This window comes from Pseudomonas sp. AM8 (assembly GCF_036346475.1).
GTDB classification, from domain to species: domain Bacteria; phylum Pseudomonadota; class Gammaproteobacteria; order Pseudomonadales; family Pseudomonadaceae; genus Aquipseudomonas; species Aquipseudomonas marginalis.
In genome coordinates this window covers 22,131-40,262 of sequence record NZ_JAOTNX010000016.1, presented here as the reverse complement: position 1 = coordinate 40,262, position 18,132 = coordinate 22,131, and the positions used below count along the sequence as shown (strand labels likewise).

Annotated in this window: 15 protein-coding genes; 12 read left to right on the top strand and 3 right to left on the bottom strand. The window is 60.7% G+C overall.

Annotation, left to right across the window (positions count from 1 at the left end; all coding sequences use genetic code 11):
• The first annotated feature begins 16 nt into the window (after positions 1-16).
• Together V3W40_RS29820 and V3W40_RS29815 are read left to right on the top strand one after the other, a co-directional pair.
• On the top strand, positions 17-1,375 hold the full coding sequence (locus tag V3W40_RS29820; RefSeq protein ID WP_027607629.1) for a DUF1329 domain-containing protein: 1,359 nt from the start codon (positions 17-19) through the stop codon (positions 1,373-1,375).
• Between the two features lie 243 nt (positions 1,376-1,618).
• A complete protein-coding gene (locus tag V3W40_RS29815) occupies positions 1,619-4,120 on the top strand; it encodes a LuxR C-terminal-related transcriptional regulator (protein WP_330216213.1) in 2,502 nt (833 codons plus the stop codon).
• Here V3W40_RS29815 and V3W40_RS29810 read toward each other — a convergent pair.
• Complete coding sequence (locus tag V3W40_RS29810; RefSeq protein ID WP_330216212.1) at positions 4,117-4,989, bottom strand: AraC family transcriptional regulator; 873 nt, start codon at positions 4,987-4,989, stop codon at positions 4,117-4,119. The genes V3W40_RS29815 and V3W40_RS29810 overlap by 4 nt on opposite strands.
• A 138-nt stretch (positions 4,990-5,127) precedes the next feature.
• Here V3W40_RS29810 and V3W40_RS29805 point away from each other — a divergent pair, with 138 nt between their 5' ends.
• Positions 5,128-6,039, top strand: coding sequence for a DMT family transporter (locus V3W40_RS29805; protein WP_065925991.1), 912 nt, complete (start codon positions 5,128-5,130; stop codon positions 6,037-6,039).
• A gap of 66 nt (positions 6,040-6,105) precedes the next feature.
• Here V3W40_RS29805 and norR read toward each other — a convergent pair whose 3' ends face one another.
• Entirely contained in the window at positions 6,106-7,650 is a 1,545-nt protein-coding gene (norR, locus tag V3W40_RS29800) for a nitric oxide reductase transcriptional regulator NorR (protein WP_074847595.1), read from the bottom strand.
• Between the two features lie 147 nt (positions 7,651-7,797).
• Here norR and hmpA point away from each other — a divergent pair, with 147 nt between their 5' ends.
• The 9 genes from hmpA (at position 7,798) to ptaA (ending at position 17,307) form a co-directional block, all read left to right on the top strand.
• Positions 7,798-8,979 carry an NO-inducible flavohemoprotein gene (gene hmpA, locus V3W40_RS29795; RefSeq protein WP_141607255.1) on the top strand — a complete coding sequence of 394 codons (1,182 nt, stop codon included), beginning with the start codon at positions 7,798-7,800 and terminating at the stop codon, positions 8,977-8,979.
• Positions 8,980-9,129: 150 nt separating this feature from the next.
• Complete coding sequence (locus V3W40_RS29790; protein ID WP_027607623.1) at positions 9,130-9,636, top strand: disulfide bond formation protein B; 507 nt, start codon at positions 9,130-9,132, stop codon at positions 9,634-9,636.
• Positions 9,637-10,428: 792 nt separating this feature from the next.
• Complete coding sequence (gene cyoA, locus V3W40_RS29780) at positions 10,429-11,370, top strand: ubiquinol oxidase subunit II (protein ID WP_027607622.1); 942 nt, start codon at positions 10,429-10,431, stop codon at positions 11,368-11,370.
• A 3-nt stretch (positions 11,371-11,373) separates the two neighbouring features.
• Positions 11,374-13,392 carry a cytochrome o ubiquinol oxidase subunit I gene (cyoB, locus tag V3W40_RS29775; RefSeq protein ID WP_065925995.1) on the top strand — a complete coding sequence of 673 codons (2,019 nt, stop codon included), beginning with the start codon at positions 11,374-11,376 and terminating at the stop codon, positions 13,390-13,392.
• A gap of 3 nt (positions 13,393-13,395) precedes the next feature.
• A complete protein-coding gene (locus V3W40_RS29770; protein ID WP_010206435.1) occupies positions 13,396-14,022 on the top strand; it encodes a cytochrome o ubiquinol oxidase subunit III in 627 nt (208 codons plus the stop codon).
• Positions 14,022-14,363 (top strand): cytochrome o ubiquinol oxidase subunit IV, encoded by a 342-nt coding sequence (gene cyoD / locus V3W40_RS29765; RefSeq protein ID WP_010206434.1) that lies wholly within the window; start codon positions 14,022-14,024, stop codon positions 14,361-14,363. The genes V3W40_RS29770 and cyoD overlap by 1 nt, the downstream gene beginning before the upstream one ends.
• Positions 14,364-14,374: 11 nt before the next feature.
• Positions 14,375-15,262, top strand: a complete 888-nt coding sequence (gene cyoE / locus V3W40_RS29760; RefSeq protein WP_027607620.1) for a heme o synthase — start codon at positions 14,375-14,377, stop codon at positions 15,260-15,262.
• 104 nt (positions 15,263-15,366) lie between these two features.
• Positions 15,367-16,065, top strand: coding sequence for a 7-cyano-7-deazaguanine synthase QueC (gene queC, locus V3W40_RS29755; protein WP_065925997.1), 699 nt, complete (start codon positions 15,367-15,369; stop codon positions 16,063-16,065).
• A 159-nt stretch (positions 16,066-16,224) separates the two neighbouring features.
• Positions 16,225-17,307 (top strand): pyoverdine biosynthesis transaminase PtaA, encoded by a 1,083-nt coding sequence (gene ptaA / locus V3W40_RS29750; protein ID WP_330216211.1) that lies wholly within the window; start codon positions 16,225-16,227, stop codon positions 17,305-17,307.
• Positions 17,308-17,357: 50 nt separating this feature from the next.
• On the opposite strand, the gene V3W40_RS29745 is transcribed toward ptaA, so the two are convergent.
• Entirely contained in the window at positions 17,358-18,074 is a 717-nt protein-coding gene (locus tag V3W40_RS29745; RefSeq protein WP_065925999.1) for a hypothetical protein, read from the bottom strand.
• Positions 18,075-18,132: the final 58 nt, after the last annotated feature.

Sequence of the window (18,132 nt, the reverse complement as noted above, 5' to 3'; positions counted from 1 at the left end):
AGAAGGACAAGAATCCATGCGTAAGACAATTGCAGTATTGGCCCTCAGCCTGTTGGCTTCCCACGTGATGGCGGCGGTGTCGCCGGAAGAGGCGGCCAAGCTGGGCACCACCCTGACACCGGTCGGCGCCGAAAAAGCCGGCAACGCCGATGGCTCGATCCCGGCGTGGACCGGCGGTATCCCGAAAAACGCCGGCGCGGTGGACAGCAAGGGCTTCCTCGCCGACCCGTTCGCCAATGAAAAACCGCTGTTCGTGATCACCGCCGCCACGGTGGACAAGTACAAGGACAAACTCTCCGACGGCCAGGTGGCGATGTTCAAGCGCTACCCCGAGACCTACAAGATCCCGGTGTACCCGAGCCACCGTACGGTCAACCTGCCACCGGACATCTACGAGTCGATCAAGCGCAGCGCGCTGAACGTCAAGACGATCAACGACGGCAACGGCCTGGAAAACTTCACCGGTAACCGTTACTACGCGTTCCCGATTCCCAAGAATGGCGTGGAAGTGCTGTGGAACCACATCACCCGCTACCACGGTGGCAACCTGCGCCGCATCATCACCCAGGCCACCCCGCAGACCAATGGCAGCTACACGCCGATCCGCTTCGAGGAGGAAGTGGCGGTGCCCCAGGCGATTCCCGATATCGACCAGGCCAAGGCGGCCAACGTGCTGAGCTATTTCAAGCAATCGGTGACCGCCCCGGCACGCCTGGCGGGTAACGTGCTGCTGGTGCATGAGACCCTCGACCAGGTGAAGGAGCCGCGCCTGGCCTGGATCTACAACGCCGGCCAGCGCCGCGTGCGCCGCGCGCCGCAAGTGTCCTATGACGGCCCGGGCACCGCGTCCGACGGCCTGCGCACCACCGACAATTTCGACATGTTCTCCGGCGCCCCCGACCGCTATGACTGGAAGCTGGTGGGCAAGAAAGAGATGTACATCCCCTACAACAGCTACAAGCTCGATTCGCCGTCGCTCAAATACGACGACATCATCAAGGCCGGTCACATCAACCAGGACCTGACCCGTTACGAACTGCACCGCGTGTGGGAAGTGGTCGGCACGGTCAAACCGAGCGAGCGGCACATCTACGCCAAGCGCCACATGTACATCGACGAAGACAGCTGGCAAGTCGCGCTGGTGGATCACTACGACGGTCGTGGCCAACTGTGGCGCGTCGCCGAAGGCCATGCGCAGTTCTACTACGACCATCAGGTGCCGGCCTACACCGTCGAGACCCTGTACGACATCATTGCCGGGCGCTACATCGCACTCGGCATGAAGAACGAGGAGAAGAGCAGCTTCGTGTTCGGCTTTGCGGCCAAGGCAGCGGACTACACCCCGGCGGCGTTGAGGGCTGAAGGCGTACGCTGATCCCAATATGAAATGCAATCAAATGTGGGAGGGGGCTTGCCCCCGATGGCGGTGTATCAGTCAACCAATCCAGTGACTGACAGTCCCTCATCGGGAGCAAGCCCCCTCCCACAGTGGGTTTTGTACACATGGGGTTCTGTGCATGGCCTTCAATCACCCCGCTGAATACTTCTTCAACAACCACCCGCCACAGGACTAGGGTAAGCACCAGGTTGCATAACAATAAAAAAGCAGGATGCAGCAATGACTGCCATGACACGCTGCCTGGACCGTCCTGGATTCATGCCCCGGCTGTCCGCTCACCATCTGCTGCGCCCCCGCCTGGCCGAGCCGTTGCTGACGGACCAGGCCAGGGTCAAATTACTCTGCGCCCCCGGCGGCAGTGGCAAGAGCGCGCTGCTCGCCGAATGTGCGTTGCAGGCGCCTGCGGGTTGCCAGGTGTACTGGTTGCCGCTCAATGGCGCGGTGCTCAGCCCCCTCGACCTGTGCCTGCGGCTGGCGCAAAACCTGGGCCTGACGTTTACCGATGAAACCACCTTGCTGCTCGACCTCAGCCGCTGGCAGGCCTCGGCGTGGCTGTTCCTCGATGATTTTTGCCGCTTGCCCACGCCCGACACCGACGCCTTGCTCGACCGCCTGCTCACCGCCAGCAGCCCGGCCCTGACCTGGTGGCTGGGCGCGCGGCGGCGACCGACGTGCAACTGGCCGCGCCTGCTGCTCGACGATGAGTTGCTCGAATGTGGCGCCGAACTGGCCTTCAGCCCTGGGGAGATCCAGCATCTGCTCAGCCATGCCCCCGGGCATTCGGTCGACAGCGTGCAGCAGTTCAGCGCCGGTTGGTGTGCGGGCGTGCGCATCGCCCTGCTGGGGGATGGGCACCCCGACAAGACCTTGCTCGACTACCTGCGACACGAACTGTTCAGCACACTGCCGCCGGAGCTGGCGGAGGCCTGGCGCGTACTGGCTCATCTGCCGCGCTTCAACGCCGGCTTGTGCGAGCACTTGTTCGGCGCGGGGGACGGTGACCAGTACCTGAGGGATCTGCAGGTGCTCGGCGCCTTTATCCAGCCGTGGGAAGACACCGACTGGCTGCAGGTTTTTCCGCCCCTGGCGCAGCTGATGCAAAACGAGCCCTGGCCGGCCAAACGCTCCTGGCATCGCCGCGCCTGCCAATGGTTCTGCGCCGAACAGGACTGGCAGGCCGCCTTCGAACAGGCGCTGCTGGCCGAAGAATATGAAATGGCGGTGAGCCTGTTGCAGCATTTCAGTTTCGAGGACCTGTTCCGCCAGCAGAACGCCGTCTTGCTGTTGCACCTGCATGAGCAACATGGCGATGAGTTGATGCTCGGCTCGGCACAACTGGTGGGGCTGGTGACGGCGGCGTTGCTGTTTGCCGGGCGTTTCGAGCAGGCAGCGGTGTGCATCGATCAACTGGCCCGGTTTGCCCCGCAACCGACGGCGGCGCAACAGCGGTATTTGTTGGCGCGCTGGCAGGCGCAATGGGGCTGGCTGCTGCACCTGGGCGGCGATGCCGAGGGCTCGCGCCTGCATTTTCTGGAGGCGCTGCAAGCCTTGCCCGACAGCGCGTGGACCTCGCGGCTGATGTGCCTGTCTGGCCTGACCCAGCAAGCCTTGTTGCGCGGCGAATTGGACGTGGCCCAAAGCCTGAACCGCGAAGCGCTGTGCCTGGCGCGCGCCCATGGTTCGTTGCTGCTGGAGGCGCTGCTAGAGCTGGATCACGCTCAACTGCTGGAACAGCGCGGGGCACCGTACCGGGCCCAGAGCCTGCTGGAAAATGTACAGGCCATGTTACTTGAACAGCGGCTCAAGGCCGGCCCCTTGGTGGGGCGTATCGCCTTGCGACGCGGGCACCTGGCCTTGCGCCAGGGCCAGGACAGCCTGGCCGCCGAGTGTTTCGACACGGGCTTGAAGATGTGCCTGCACAGCCAGGACAAGCGCGTGCTCTACGGCTTTCTCGGCCTGGCGCTGTTGGCTGCCAACCGTGGCGATTACGCCCAGGCCTTTGTCCAGTTGCGTGAGGCCGAGCGGCTGATGCAGCAACGCCAGGTGCCGGACACGGTGTACCGCGCGGTGCTGCTGTTGGTCAGCGGGCACTTCTGGTTGCAGCAGGGGCGCGCCGAATTGACCGTGGAGGCGGTGCGCCGCGTGCTGCGTCACTTCCGTGGGCCCCAGGCCAAACAAGCACCGCCGGCCACCCTGGAGCTGATCCCGCGTCTTGAATACCTGTTGGTGCTGGCGGAGGTGAAGCTGGGCTGCGCCGATCAACCGCTGGAACGGCTCCACACCTTGCTGCAAGCCACCCATCAGCGCGGCATGCTGTGCCTGGAAATCGAACTGCACCTGGTGCTGGGCGAAGTCGCCTGGCAGTTGGGTGATCCGGCCTTGGCGCGCCGCTCGCTGCAAGCCGGCCTGGAACTGGCCGGGCGTTGCCAGGTGCAGCAAGCGATTCGCGAACTGCGCCTGCGCGCACCGGGATTGCTGAGTGAGCTGGGCCTGGAGCCTCAGGCATCAACCCCGGGCACGGTGGAAAACCCCTTGAGCCAGCGCGAACTGGAAGTGCTGCAACTGATCGCCCTCGGCAGTTCCAACCTGGAGATCGCCGACCGGCTGTTTATCTCCCTGCACACCGTCAAGACCCACGCGCGGCGCATTCACAGCAAGCTCGGCGTAGAGCGGCGTACCCAGGCGGTGGCCAAGGCCAAGACCTTGGGCCTGATGGTTTAGATGAGCGCCTGACGGTATTCGCCGGGCGTGGCGCCCATGGCCTGGCGGAAGCGATGGGTAAAGTGGCTGGCGCTGGAAAAACCGCACAGCAGGGCAATCTCGCCCAACGGCAGGGCGCCGCCACGCAGCAGGTTTTGCGCGCGTGTCAGCCGGCGCGCCAGCAGGTACTGATGGGGCGGCAGTCCGAAGCTTTGGCGAAACATCCGTGCGAAATGGTACTCCGACAACGCACACAACCCAGCCAGTTGCCCAAGGCTGATGGGCTCCTCCAAGTGCTGGTCGATGTAGTCCACCAGCAACCGTCGTTGGTAGGCGGCCAGCCCGCCTTTCAAGCGCAGGCCTTCGCGGGCGCCCACCTGGCTGAGCAGGGTGTGGCTGAGCATTTCATGGGCGAGGCTGCTGGTAAGCAGGCGTTCGGCGGGCTCGTGCCAGTTGAGGGCGATCAGTTGGTGGAAGCGTTGGGCCAGGCGCTGGTCTTCCAGAAAGGTACTTTCCCGCAGCTCCAGCGTGCGCGGTTCGCGGTCAAGCAGGGTGACGCAGCCCAGGGCAAATTGCTCCGGGCTGAAATACACGTGGGCCAGGCGGATCTCACCGTTGATCACCCAGGCCGATTGGTGCTCGGCAGGCAGGATGCACAGCTTGTCGGGGCCGCCCTTGGTGCCCGGCCGGTCACGCCGAAACGTGCCGGTGCCGCCACCGACATAGCAGGACAAGGTGTGATGGCTGGGCGCCTGGTAGTCCTGGGAATCATGATGGTTGCTCCACAAGGCCGCGGACAAGCCGTCACCGAGCTCGGCGCAGGCTTCCAGGCGTGCGTTGGGCGAGCGGTTAAGGGCTTGGAAGACTTGCAGGGATTCCAGGTCTGGCATGGTGTGTGTTCTCCGACGCCTTGCATCCTACTCCGCGAGGCTGGCGCTGTGATCCCATCGCCCGACAAAAGCGCAAGATTGTGCAAGAGCCTTGCCCGGGTTGAAGGCGACACTGTGGCTCAATCGATGGAGCCCGCTATGAACCTTTCCCTGTATTTACTCACCGTGCTGATCTGGGGCACCACCTGGATCGCCCTCAAATGGCAATTGGGCGTGGTGGCGATTCCCGTGTCCATCGTCTACCGCTTCGGCCTGGCGGCTCTGGTGTTGTTTGCGTTGCTGCTGGTCAGTCGCAAGTTGCAGGTGATGAATCGGCGTGGGCACCTTATCTGCCTGGCCCAGGGGTTGTGCCTGTTCTGTGTCAACTTCATGTGCTTTCTCACCGCCAGCCAATGGATCCCCAGCGGCCTGGTGGCGGTGGTGTTTTCCACGGCCACGCTGTGGAATGCGCTGAACGCCCGGGTGTTTTTCGGCCAGCGGGTGGCACGCACTGTGTTGATGGGAGGCGGCCTCGGGCTGGCGGGCTTGGGCCTGCTGTTCTGGCCGGAACTGGTGGGGCATACCGCCAGCCCGCAGACCTTGCTGGGGTTGGGGTTGGCGTTGCTGGGGACGATGTGTTTCTCGGCGGGCAATATGCTCTCGAGCCTGCAGCAGAAGGCCGGTCTGAGGCCGCTGACCACGAATGCCTGGGGCATGTTGTATGGTTCGTTGATGCTGGCGACCTACTGCGTGGTGCGCGGTATTCCGTTTGAGATGGACTGGAGCGCACGGTACATCGGTGCGTTGTGGTACCTGGTGATTCCGGGTTCGGTGATCGGGTTTACCGCGTACCTGACCTTGGTCGGGCGCATGGGGCCGGAGCGTGCAGCGTATTGCACGGTGCTGTTCCCGGTGGTGGCGCTGAATGTGTCGGCGTTTGCCGAAGGCTACCAGTGGACCGCGCCGGCGTTGGCGGGGTTGGTACTGGTGATGCTGGGGAATGTGTTGGTGTTTCGTAAGCCCAAGGTGGCTCAGCCGGTGAATCCGATCCTCCAGGCAAAGCAGGTCTAGTGTGGGAGGGGGCAAGCCCCCCTCCCACATTTCCTGCATTTCTCACATTTGACCGAGTTGTCTGGTTTATTTGAGCCCTAAACGCTTGGCCATCCGGCCGAGGTTGGCGCGGTCCAGGCCCAGTTCGCGGGCGGCGCTGGCCCAGTTGTGCTGGTGGCGTTCCAGGCAGGCGTTGATGACTTGGCGCTGGTAGTGCTCGGTGGCCTGGCGCAGGTCACCGGTGACGGCCAGGGCGGTTTCTGCCGGTGCTTCGATCACCGGCGTGCTGACGTCGGGCAAATCCAGGTCCTGGGCACTCAGGCTCAGAATCTTCGGGCGTTCGCGACAGTTACCCAGGGCTTTCAACGCACTGCGCCCGATCAAATGCTCCAGCTCCCGCACATTGCCCGGCCAGTTATAGGCCAGCAGCGCCGCCTGGGCATCGCTGGTCAGGCGCAGGCTGCCCAGGCCCATGCGTGAGCGGTTCTGCTCGAGGAAGAAGCCGGCCAGCAGCAACACATCACGCCCGCGCTCGCGCAGGGCCGGCACTTGCAGCGGGTACACGCTCAGGCGATGGTAGAAGTCGGCGCGGTAGCGGCCGTTGCGCACTTCATCGGCGAGGTCGCGGTTGGTGGCGGCGATCAAGCGCACATCCACCTGGTGTTCCTTGTCCGAGCCCAGGCGCTGCAACTGGCCGCTTTGCAGCACCCGCAGCAGCTTGGCCTGCACGCTCAGGGACAACTCGCCCACTTCGTCCAGAAACAGCGTGCCGCCATTGGCCAGCTCGAACTTGCCGCGCCGTTCATTCAGCGCGCCGGTGAAGGCGCCACGCACATGGCCGAACAACTCGCTTTCCACCAGGGTTTCCGGCAGGGCCGCGCAGTTGAGGCTGATCAGCGGTTTGTCCGCCCGGGACGACGCCGCGTGAATGGCCTGGGCCACCAGTTCCTTGCCCACCCCGGTTTCGCCGGTGATCAGCACCGTGAGGTCGCTGCCACCCACCAGCTTGATTTCCTCCACCAGGCGCTTGTGGGTTTTACTCTGGCCGATCATTTCCTTGTGCTGCTGGCCGCTGGCCTGGCGGTAGATCTCGGCGCGCTGGTGTTCGTCTTCGGCGCGCAACGCCAGGCGTTCGATACGTTCGGCCACGTTGACGGTGGCGGCGGCGAGGCTGGCGAAGGCTTGCAGGGCGTCCAGTTCCACCCGTTCGAAGCGTTCGGTGTCCAGCGCGTCCAGGGTCAACAGGCCCCAGGGCAGATCGTCGACAAACAGCGGGCAGCCCATGCAGTCGTGGACTTCCAGGTGGCCGTGCACGCCATCGACCAGGCCGTCGTAGGGATCGGGCAATTCGCTGTCACTGTCAAAGCGTGTGGGCCCAGGGCTGCTGAGCAACACGGCGAAGCGCGGATGTTCGCTGACCTTGAAGCGGCGGCCCAGGGTGTCCGCGCTCAAGCCATCCACCGCCAGCGGCACCAGCGACTCGCCGTCCAGGCGCAGCAGGGCGGCCGCATCACACGGCAACAGGGCGCGCATGGCTTGCAGCAGGCGTCGATAGCGTTCGCCTTCGGGCAGTTCCCGCGACAGGTCGGCGACCAGCGGCAGCAGGGTGGTGAGCAGCGAGTGTGCAGTCATAATGACTCCTTGTAGTCCATATGACTATAAGGTGTAGGGGGTCATACTGACTACATAATGTTCAGGTTGTTGAAATTAAAGGATTTATAAGTTGGCATGGATACTGAGTAGCTAAGGGTAATCAGTAAAGAAGCCCAGGAGGCTCCCATGCTTAGTGCCCAAGACCGTGCCATCGTCAAATCCACCGTGCCCCTGCTGGAAAGCGGCGGTGAAGCGCTGATCACCCATTTCTACCGCATGATGCTCTCCGAGTACCCTGAGGTCCGCCCGCTGTTCAACCAGGCCCACCAGGCCAGCGGTGACCAGCCCCGGGCCCTGGCCAACGGCGTATTGATGTACGCGCGGCATATCGACCAGCTCGACCAACTGGGCGACCTGGTGGCGAAGATCATCAACAAGCATGTGGCGTTGCAGATCCTGCCGGAGCATTACCCGATCGTGGGCGCTTGCCTGCTGCGGGCGATTTCCGAGGTGCTGGGCAGTGAGATCGCCACCCCTGAGGTGATGAATGCCTGGGGCGCCGCGTACGGCCAACTGGCGGACATCCTGATCGGTGCCGAGGCCGCTATTTACACAGAGAAAGCCCAGGCCCCCGGCGGCTGGCGCGGTGCGCGGGCGTTTACCCTGGTCAAGCGTGTGGAGGAGAGCGCCGAGATCACTTCCTTCTATTTCGCGCCGGCGGACAACGGGACGATCCTCGCGGCCGTGCCGGGCCAATACATCGGCATGAAGCTGGTGCTCGACGGTGAGGAGGTGCGTCGCAACTATTCACTGTCGGCGTTGAGTGATGCGGGTGAGTACCGCATCAGCGTCAAGCGCGAGGCCGGCGGGCGGGTTTCCAACTACCTGCATGACCAGTTGCAGGTCGGTGCGACGATTGACCTGTTTCCGCCGTCGGGTGAGTTCACCCTGGCGGCCAGCGATAAGCCGCTGGTGCTGATCAGCGGCGGGGTAGGGATCACGCCAACCTTGCCGATGCTGGAGGCCGCACTGGCCACCCAGCGCCCGGTGCACTTTATCCACTGCGCGCGCAATGGCGGGGTGCATGCGTTCCGTGACTGGGTCGACGGCCTGGCAGCCAAGCACCCGCAGCTCAAGCGCTTCTATTGCTATGCCGAGGACGACGGCGTGAGCCCTGCGGCGGATAAAGTCGGCCTGCTGAGCCAGGAGCAATTGGCGGCGTGGTTGCCGGAGCAGCGTGACTTGGACGCGTACTTCCTCGGCCCCAAAGGTTTCATGGCGGCGATCAAGCGCCACCTCAAGGCATTGGGCGTACCCGAGAAACAAAGCCGCTACGAGTTCTTCGGCCCGGCTGCCGCGTTGGAGTAACACGGTCGAAAATGTGGGAGGGGGTTTGCCCCCTCCCACATTTGGATCTCTGTTCCTCCCGATTAATCCCCTGTTAACCCCTCTCTGTTTAAACCACTCTCTGTGTGTAAACTTGCGGCCATTGGCACAACCAAACAAAGGGATACGGGGATGAGTGACGAATTGCGTTTAGGCAGGGAGCGGCGCTTTCTGGTGTTGCTGGGCATCATCTGCCTGGCGCTGATCGGTGGAGCGTTGTACATGCAGGTGGTGTTGGGCGAGGCGCCGTGCCCGTTGTGCATCCTGCAACGCTATGCCTTGCTGTTGATTGCGATCTTCGCGTTCATCGGTGCCGCCATGCGCACCAAGGGCGCCCTCACGCTGTTCGAAGGCCTGGTGGTACTCAGCGCTCTCGGCGGGGTGGCTGCGGCCGGTCACCATGTGTACACCCAGTTCTTCCCGCAGGTGAGCTGCGGCGTCGATGTACTGCAACCGATCGTCGACGACCTGCCCCTGGCCAAGGTCTTCCCACTGGGCTTCCAGGTCGACGGTTTCTGCAGCACCCCTTACCCGCCGGTGCTCGGCCTGTCCCTGGCGCAATGGGCGCTGGTGGCGTTCGTGCTGACGGTCATCCTGGTGCCCCTGGGCATCTATCGCAATCGCCGCCACAAAGGCTGAACCCATGAGTGAAACGCCCCGGTCTTTCTTCAAGGAAGGCCGGGGCGTTTTTGCATGTAGGCTTTTGTGAACAGAGCGTGACGCCGGACAATTTTGGGTGCGCGCAATGTGCGACATGTTGTCACACGGAAGCCGCCGCAGGACGTTTCTGACCTGCCAAACCCGCGCTTAAATTTGCAAAAAGCCTCCAGGATGTGCTGTCAGTTCGTGGTTTGGACGCCGCCACGTACCTCACGTCGTACAAGGCTTTGAGTGATGTCCGAATGCCTTGTTTTATGGGGGGTTGCATAGGTTTCGTAGGCCCTTACGGGGTGTAAGGGCTGTGACGGTTTGCCCTATAACACGGCAATTTTTGTGGTTTTTGTTGAGAATCGAACGCGATAAGATCGCGAACCATTGCAATATTGGTGAAGGATTATTGCTGTAATCGATAAAAATTATTTCTTTATAAGACATGGTTTATACATCGCTAGCTAACTACAATCGCCCGCACTGAATGTCCGGTGCTGCTCAATCTTTGAGCACTGGAGCGGTCGAGGGGCAGATGGACGGCTCTGTGCGACCCCAAGGTTCCGGCAGCCTTTCAACTATCCGCACCAAAGGGAATTGGTCTGTAACAAGGCCTTTAACCACGAAATCGAATAAGAACTCACCGCAGGCTCGTGAAGCGTACCTATATGACGTGACGGGCAGGCTCTTATTCAATCGAAGAGAAATGCCAACCCTTGGCAGGGTGAAGTGTTGGCGATCAAAACCCAACTGCATTGCGCAAGCTGCTTTAGAGGTCGTGAGATGAGTAAAAACAGGTACCCCCGATTACTAGGCTTTTTGCCGCTGCTTGGCATGATGTTAATGCTGGGAGGCTGCAAGTGGACCTTGATGGACCCAAAAGGACAGATCGGTCTGGATCAACGAAACCTGATCATCACTGCCACCCTGCTGATGCTGTTGGTCGTGGTGCCTGTGATCATCATGACCTTTGCCTTCGCCTGGAAATACCGCGCGTCGAACACCAGCGCGACCTACGCGCCTAAGTGGTCGCACTCCACCAAGATCGAAATCGCGGTGTGGCTGGTCCCGATCCTCATCATCATCGCCCTGGGTTACATCACCTATAAGTCGACCCACGAGCTGGACCCATACCGTCCGCTGGAGTCCGACGTCAAGCCGATCAACATCGAAGTGGTCGCGCTGGACTGGAAGTGGCTGTTCATCTACCCGGACCTGGGTATCGCCACGGTTAACCAGATTCGCTTCCCTGAGAACACCCCGCTTAACTTCCGGATCACCTCCGACGCTGTGATGAACTCGTTCTTCATCCCTGCCCTGGGCGGTCAGATCTACGCGATGGCAGGCATGCAGACCCGACTGCACCTGATCGCCAACGAAAAAGCTGAAATGGAAGGCATCTCCGCGAACTACAGCGGCGCTGGCTTCACCGGCATGAAATTCAAAGCGATCTCGACGAGCCAGGAAGATTTCAACGCCTGGGTAGCCGAAGTCAAGGCCGCACCTAAACAGCTTGATCAAGCTGAATACGACGCCCTGACCAAACCAAGCCAGAACAACCCTGTCGCCCTGTACTCCGCGTATGAGCCGAACCTGTTTCAGAAAATCGTCGACAAGTACGAAGGTATGAAGCCAGGTAAGCCGGTCAAGCACGAGAAGAAAGAAGTGGCCGCGGTTGAAGGTTCTGACACGGGCTCGCATTCAACTGCTGGGGCAGAGGAGTAAACGATGTTTGGTAAATTAAGTTGGGATGCGGTCCCGTTCCACGAGCCGATTGTGATGATTACCATCGCCATGATCGCGCTGGGTGGTCTGGCACTGTTTGCAGCAATCACTTATTTCAAGAAGTGGACCTACCTGTGGACCGAGTGGCTGACGTCGGTCGACCACAAGAAAATCGGCGTGATGTACATCATCGTTGCCATGGTCATGCTGCTGCGTGGTTTTGCCGACGCCATCATGATGCGTACCCAGTTGGCCATGGCCACCGAAGGTTCGCCTGGCTACCTGCCGCCTGAACACTATGACCAGATCTTCACCGCCCACGGTGTGATCATGATCATCTTCATGGCGATGCCTTTCTTCACCGGCCTGATGAACCTTGCAGTGCCGCTGCAGATCGGTGCGCGTGACGTTGCCTACCCGTTCCTGAACTCCCTGAGCTTCTGGCTGCTGGTTTCCGGCGTGGTGCTGATCAACGTGTCCCTGGGTGTCGGCGAATTCGCCAAGACCGGTTGGGTTGCGTATCCGCCATTGTCGGGCATCCAGTACAGCCCTGGCGTGGGTGTGGACTACTACATCTGGGCGCTACAGTTATCAGGACTCGGGACGACGCTGACGGGGGTCAACTTCTTGGCCACCGTCCTGAAAATGCGCGCCCCTGGCATGAAACTGATGGACATGCCGATCTTCACCTGGACCTGCACCTGGGCCAACGTCCTGATCGTGGCTTCGTTCCCGATCCTGGCCGCTACCATGGCGCTGCTGTCGCTTGACCGTTACCTGGATTTCCACATTTTCACCAATGAACTTGGTGGCAATCCAATGATGTACGTGAACCTGTTCTGGGCATGGGGTCACCCTGAGGTGTACATCCTGATCCTGCCAGCGTTCGGTATCTTCTCCGAAGTGATCTCGACCTTTACCGGCAAGCGCCTGTTCGGTCACCACTCGATGGTCTACGCATCGGGCGCAATCTCCGTACTGGGCTTCATGGTGTGGCTGCACCACTTCTTCACCATGGGTTCGGGGGCCAGCGTCAACGCCTTCTTCGGCCTGGCGACGATGCTGATTTCCATCCCGACGGGGGTGAAGCTATTCAACTGGCTGTTCACCATCTACCACGGCCGTCTGCGTATCACCAGCCAGGTCCTGTGGACCCTGGGCTTCATGGTGACCTTCGCCATCGGCGGCATGACCGGCGTACTGCTGGCCATCCCGGGTGCTGACTTCGTACTGCACAACAGCCTGTTCGTGATCGCTCACTTCCACAACGTGATCATCGGTGGTGCTGTATTCGGCTACATCGCTGGTTTCAGCTTCTACTTCCCGAAAGCGTTCGGCTTCAAGCTGCACGAAGGTTGGGGCAAGGCTGCGTTCTGGTTCTGGATCTCGGGCTTCTTCGTTGCGTTCATGCCGCTCTATGCACTGGGCTTCATGGGCATGACCCGTCGTCTGAACGCCACTACCAACCCTGAGTGGGTGCCGTACCTGTACGTCGCCATGTTCGGTGCAATCATGATCGCTGTGGGTATCGCCTGCCAGTTGATCCAACTGTACGTGAGCATCCGTGACCGTAAGCAGAACGCTTGCGAATCCGGCGACCCATGGAATGGCCACACCCTGGAATGGTCGACCTCGTCGCCACCACCGTTCTACAACTTCGCGGTGATCCCGACTGCGAACACCATCGATGCGTTCACCGAAGCCAAGGAAGACGGTACTGCGTACCAGCAACCTAAGCACTACGAACCGATCCACATGCCAAGCAACACCGCCACTGGCGTGGTGATGGGTGCGCTGTTGACCGTGTTCGGTTTCGCGATGATCTGGCACATCTGGTGGCTGGCAATCGTGAGCCTGGTGGGCACCATCGGCTACTTCATTGTCCACGCAGCACGTGATGATCAAGGCTACATGGTGCCGGTCGAAACGATCGAGCGCATCGAAGCCGAGCAGCACGCTCGCCTGGTCGCCGAGAAGAAAATCCCGGCCAACCGTGTAGAAACCTCGTTGGAACAGGCTTAAACCATGTCGAACTTAGTGACCAATGCTGGACACGCCCATGTCGATGACCATGGGCACGATGACCATCACCACGACTCGGGGCCGATGACCGTTTTCGGTTTCTGGCTCTACCTGATGACCGACTGCATCTTGTTTGCGTCGATCTTCGCGGTGTACGCGGTACTGGTAAACAACGTAGCGGGTGGCCCGTCGGGCCACGACATCTTCGAACTGCCTTACGTGCTCGGCGAAACCGCCTTGCTGTTGTTCAGTTCGATCACCTACGGCTTCGCCATGTTGGCCTTCTACAAGGGCAACAAGAAAGGCGTCCTGAGCTGGTTGGCACTGACCTTCCTGTTCGGCCTGGGCTTCATCGGCATGGAGATCAACGAGTTCCACCTGCTGATCTCCGAAGGCTACGGCCCGCACCGTTCCGGCTTCCTGTCGGCGTTCTTCACGCTGGTAGGTACCCACGGTCTGCACGTAACGGCCGGCCTGCTGTGGATGGCGGTGATGATGTATCAGGTCAATAAACACGGCCTGACCAACACCAACAAGACTCGCCTGAGCTGCCTGAGCCTGTTCTGGCACTTCCTGGACGTGGTCTGGATCTGCGTCTTCACCGTTGTTTACCTGATGGGGACTCTGTAATGGCTAATGCACACTCCCATGACCATGACAGCCATGATGCGAGCCACGGCAGCGTTAAGTCGTACGCCATCGGCTTCATCCTGTCGGTAATCCTGACGCTTATCCCGTTCGGTCTGGTGATGTACCCGACCCTGCCGAAGTCGATCACCTTGATGATCGTGTTGGCGTTCGCAGTGATTCAGGTGCTGGTTCACCTGGTGTACTTCCTGCACCTGGATCGCTCGAAAGAGCAGCGCGATAACGTGATTGCGTTTGTGTTCGCAGGTCTTGTGATCCTGCTGCTGGTTGGCCTGTCGATATGGATCATGTTCAGCATCCATACGTTCATGATGGCGAAGTGAGGTAAGACCCGATGTCGCTTAAGCACTTTATCCAAATCACCAAACCGGGGATCATTTTCGGTAACGTGCTTTCTGTGGCGGGCGGTTTCTTCCTGGCCTCCAAGGGACATGTCGATCTGGCCATCTTCCTGGCTGCGATGATCGGTACGTCCCTGGTGGTAGCTTCCGGTTGTGTGTTCAACAACTGCATCGACCGTGACATCGATATCAAGATGGAGCGCACCAAGAATCGCGTGCTGGTCCAGGGCCTGATCTCCCTGAAACTGGCGCTGATCTTCGCGACCGTCCTGGGTGTTGCCGGTGTGGCCCTGTTGTACCAGGTGGCCAACCCGTTGGCGGCGTTGTTTGCCGTGATCGGTTTTGTCATCTACGTCGGCCTCTACAGCCTGTACCTCAAGCGCAAGTCGGTGCACGGCACGCTGGTGGGCAGTCTGTCGGGGGCGATGCCGCCGGTGATTGGTTATGTGGCTGTGACCAATAGCTTCGACATGGCTGCGCTGGTGCTGCTGGTGATGTTCAGCCTGTGGCAGATGCCGCATTCCTACGCCATCGCGATCTTCCGCTTCAACGACTACCTGGCTGCTTCGATTCCGGTGTTGCCGGTCAAGCGTGGCATCCAGGTCGCCAAGAAGCACATCCTGCTCTACATCCTGGCCTTCCTCGTGGCGACCTTGATGTTGACCTTCAGTGGCTACGCCGGCATGAGCTACCTTGCCGTCGCCGCCGCCATGGGCATGTACTGGTTGTACATGGCCTGGACCGGCTACAAGGCGGTGGACGACACCGTCTGGGCGCGCAAGCTGTTCGTGTTCTCGATCTTCACCATCACCGCGCTGAGCGTGATGATGTCCCTGGATTTCCAAGTGCCGAAAGAGCTGTTGCTGACCTACGCCCACTGAGTGTCTGAGTAATAAAAAGGCCCCGCCTTCGAAAGAAGCGCGGGGTTTTTTATTGAGTGACCTTTAAACTACGACCAAACCCTACCCCTGCAGGAAGCAAAGTGATGAGTAAAAAAGCCGTTATGGTGTTCAGTGGCGGTCAGGATTCGACCACCTGCCTGATCCAGGCGCTGCCGCTGTATGACGAAGTGCACTGCATCACCTTCGATTACGGTCAGCGCCATGTCGCGGAAATCGAAGTCGCCCGGAAGCTGGCCAAGCAACTGGGGGCCACCGTTCACAAAGTGATGGACGTGTCGCTGCTCAACGAACTGGCGATCAGCAGCCTGACCCGCGACAACATTCCAGTGCCGACCGTGAACAGCTCCGGCGAAAGCCTGCCGAGCACCTTCGTGCCGGGCCGCAATATTCTGTTTTTAACCCTGGCGGCTATCTACGCGTATCAGGTCAAGGCCGGGACGGTCATCACCGGCGTGTGTGAAACCGACTTCTCCGGCTACCCCGATTGCCGCGATGAGTTCGTCAAAGCCTTGAACCAGGCGCTCAAGCTGGGCATGGAGTACGACGTACGCCTGGAAACCCCGTTGATGTGGCTGAACAAGGCTGAGACCTGGGCACTGGCGGATTACCACCGGCAACTGGACCTGGTCCGCGAGCAGACACTGACCTGCTACAACGGCATTATCGGCACCGGCTGTGGCGAATGCGATGCGTGCAACCTGCGTGCACGTGGCTTGAATGACTACCTGCAGAACAAGGCAGTGGTCATGCAGAGCCTGAAGCAGAAATTGCAGCTGAACTGACCCCAATACGTAGCAGACCCTGGCCAGAAAAAAGCCCCGTCTTCGCAAGTCGTACGGGTTTTTTTATGGCGGGTCGGTTAAATCATTTGTTCCTTGTCTCGTCATACCCTTCTATACGAGCTGTGCGAATTCCTCACCCGTCTACAAGGAGTAGTCACCATGGTCAGCGTTAGTCGTCGATCCCTTCTCGCTCTTGGCGCCGCCCTGCCTTTGCTCGGGCGCCTGGATTGGGCGCTCGCCGCACCCGCGCCGACCAAGGCTGACAAGGTACTGCTCAACTACAACGAAAGCCCCTACGGGCCTTCGACGGCGGCCCGCGAAGCGATGCAGCGCGGCATCGCGACAGCCGGGCGGTATCCGTACAAACATATGTACGCCTTGGCCGGCTTGTTTGCCCAGCAGCACGGGATTGCCGAAGAGCAGGTGGCGGTGTTCGCCGGCTCCATGGCCGCGTTGCGCTACGCGGTGCTGGCGTTCACCAGCGAAACCCGCGGCCTGGTGATGGCCACGCCGTCCTACGAAGTACCGCGCCAGGCCGCCGAGTCCCGTAAGGCGCCGGTGCGCGAAGTGGACCTTGACGCCGATCACGCCCACGACGTTCCCGCCATGCTCGCCGCCGATCCCCAGGCGGGGATGCTCTATGTCTGCAATCCCAACAATCCGACGGGCACCATCACCTCCACCGAGGCTATTCGCCAGGCGCTGGCGAACAAGCCCAAAGGCAGCGTATTGGTGGTGGACGAGGCCTACATCGACTTCGCCGACACCCCAAGCGTGGTGAGCTGGGTCAAGGACCATGACGACCTGTTGGTGTTGCGCACCTTCTCGAAAATCTACGGTATGGCCGGCGCCCGTCTGGGCCTGGCGATCGGCCACCCGGCGCTGCTGGAACGGCTGGCGGTGTTCGGCGGTGACAATGTCCCGGCGGGTTCCTCCCTGCTCGGCGGCATCGCCAGCCTGGAAGACGTGAAGCTGCTGCCACAACGCAAGACGCTCAATGCCCAGCTGCGCGATGAAACAATCACCTGGCTCAAGGGCCGTGGCTTCACCTGCACGGCGTCCCAGGCCAACTGCTTCATGATCGATGTGAAGCAACCGGCCGAGCAGGTCATCGACAAGCTTGCCGCACAGGGGGTGTTCATCGGGCGGGTGTGGAAAAACTGGCCGCAGTGGGTGCGCGTGACGGTGGGGAACAAGCGGGAGATGGAGCGGTTTCGCGAGGTGTTTGCGGCGACGGTCTAGCGCCGATGTGGGAGGGGGGCTTTCTCCCTCCCACATTCAGTTCAGGGGTGTCACTGCTGCGCGATGCTGTAGCCCTCAAACGCCGTCTGCTGTTGCAGCGCAGTAATCACGCTCTTGCGGCTCAGCGGCTGTTCGACGCCGGCGTTATCCACAAAGCTTTCAACCTCCAACTCGGCTTCGTCGCCTTCGCCTACAAAGCTGAAGCCCAGGAACTCAAACGCCTCACGGTCGACGTTCAACCGCGAGCGTGGCGTGCGCAGCGGCAGGGTGACGCTGATGCCGTCCTTGCTGATCACAAACACTTCGGCTTCTTTCTTGGGGCGAGCGGCCTTACCTTTGCCGGCGCTTGGGTTGCTGATGGCCTGGTGAGACTGGTTCAGCACTTTGAGGGCCAGCCCGTAGACCAGCTCCTGAAACTCTGGATCATCCTTGAAGCTCGACAGGATGCGGCTGATGGAGAACTTGCCGCTCAGGTCTTCAAGGGCGAGGTTGTCAGCGGCTTCGGCGTCCTTGAGCTGCTTGAGCTGGCCCATCAGGTCGTAGGCCTTGTCGTCGTCGAAGGCGTCGTGGGCCTGACGAATGGCCACGCGCAGTTCGCGGATCTGGTCGCTTTCCTTGGAGGTGTGAAAGGCGTCCAGCACCATCTCGCTGATGATCTTGGCGGCTGGCACATGCTGTGAAAGATTGATGGCGTTTTCGTATTCAGCCTTGGCGTGCAAGGCGACTACGGATTCTTCGGCGGAGTGTTCGGTGTAAGAATCGGACATTGAAATTTCACTACTTCAGTAAACGGAAGACAAAAAAGCGTCGCGCATTTTCAGCGGG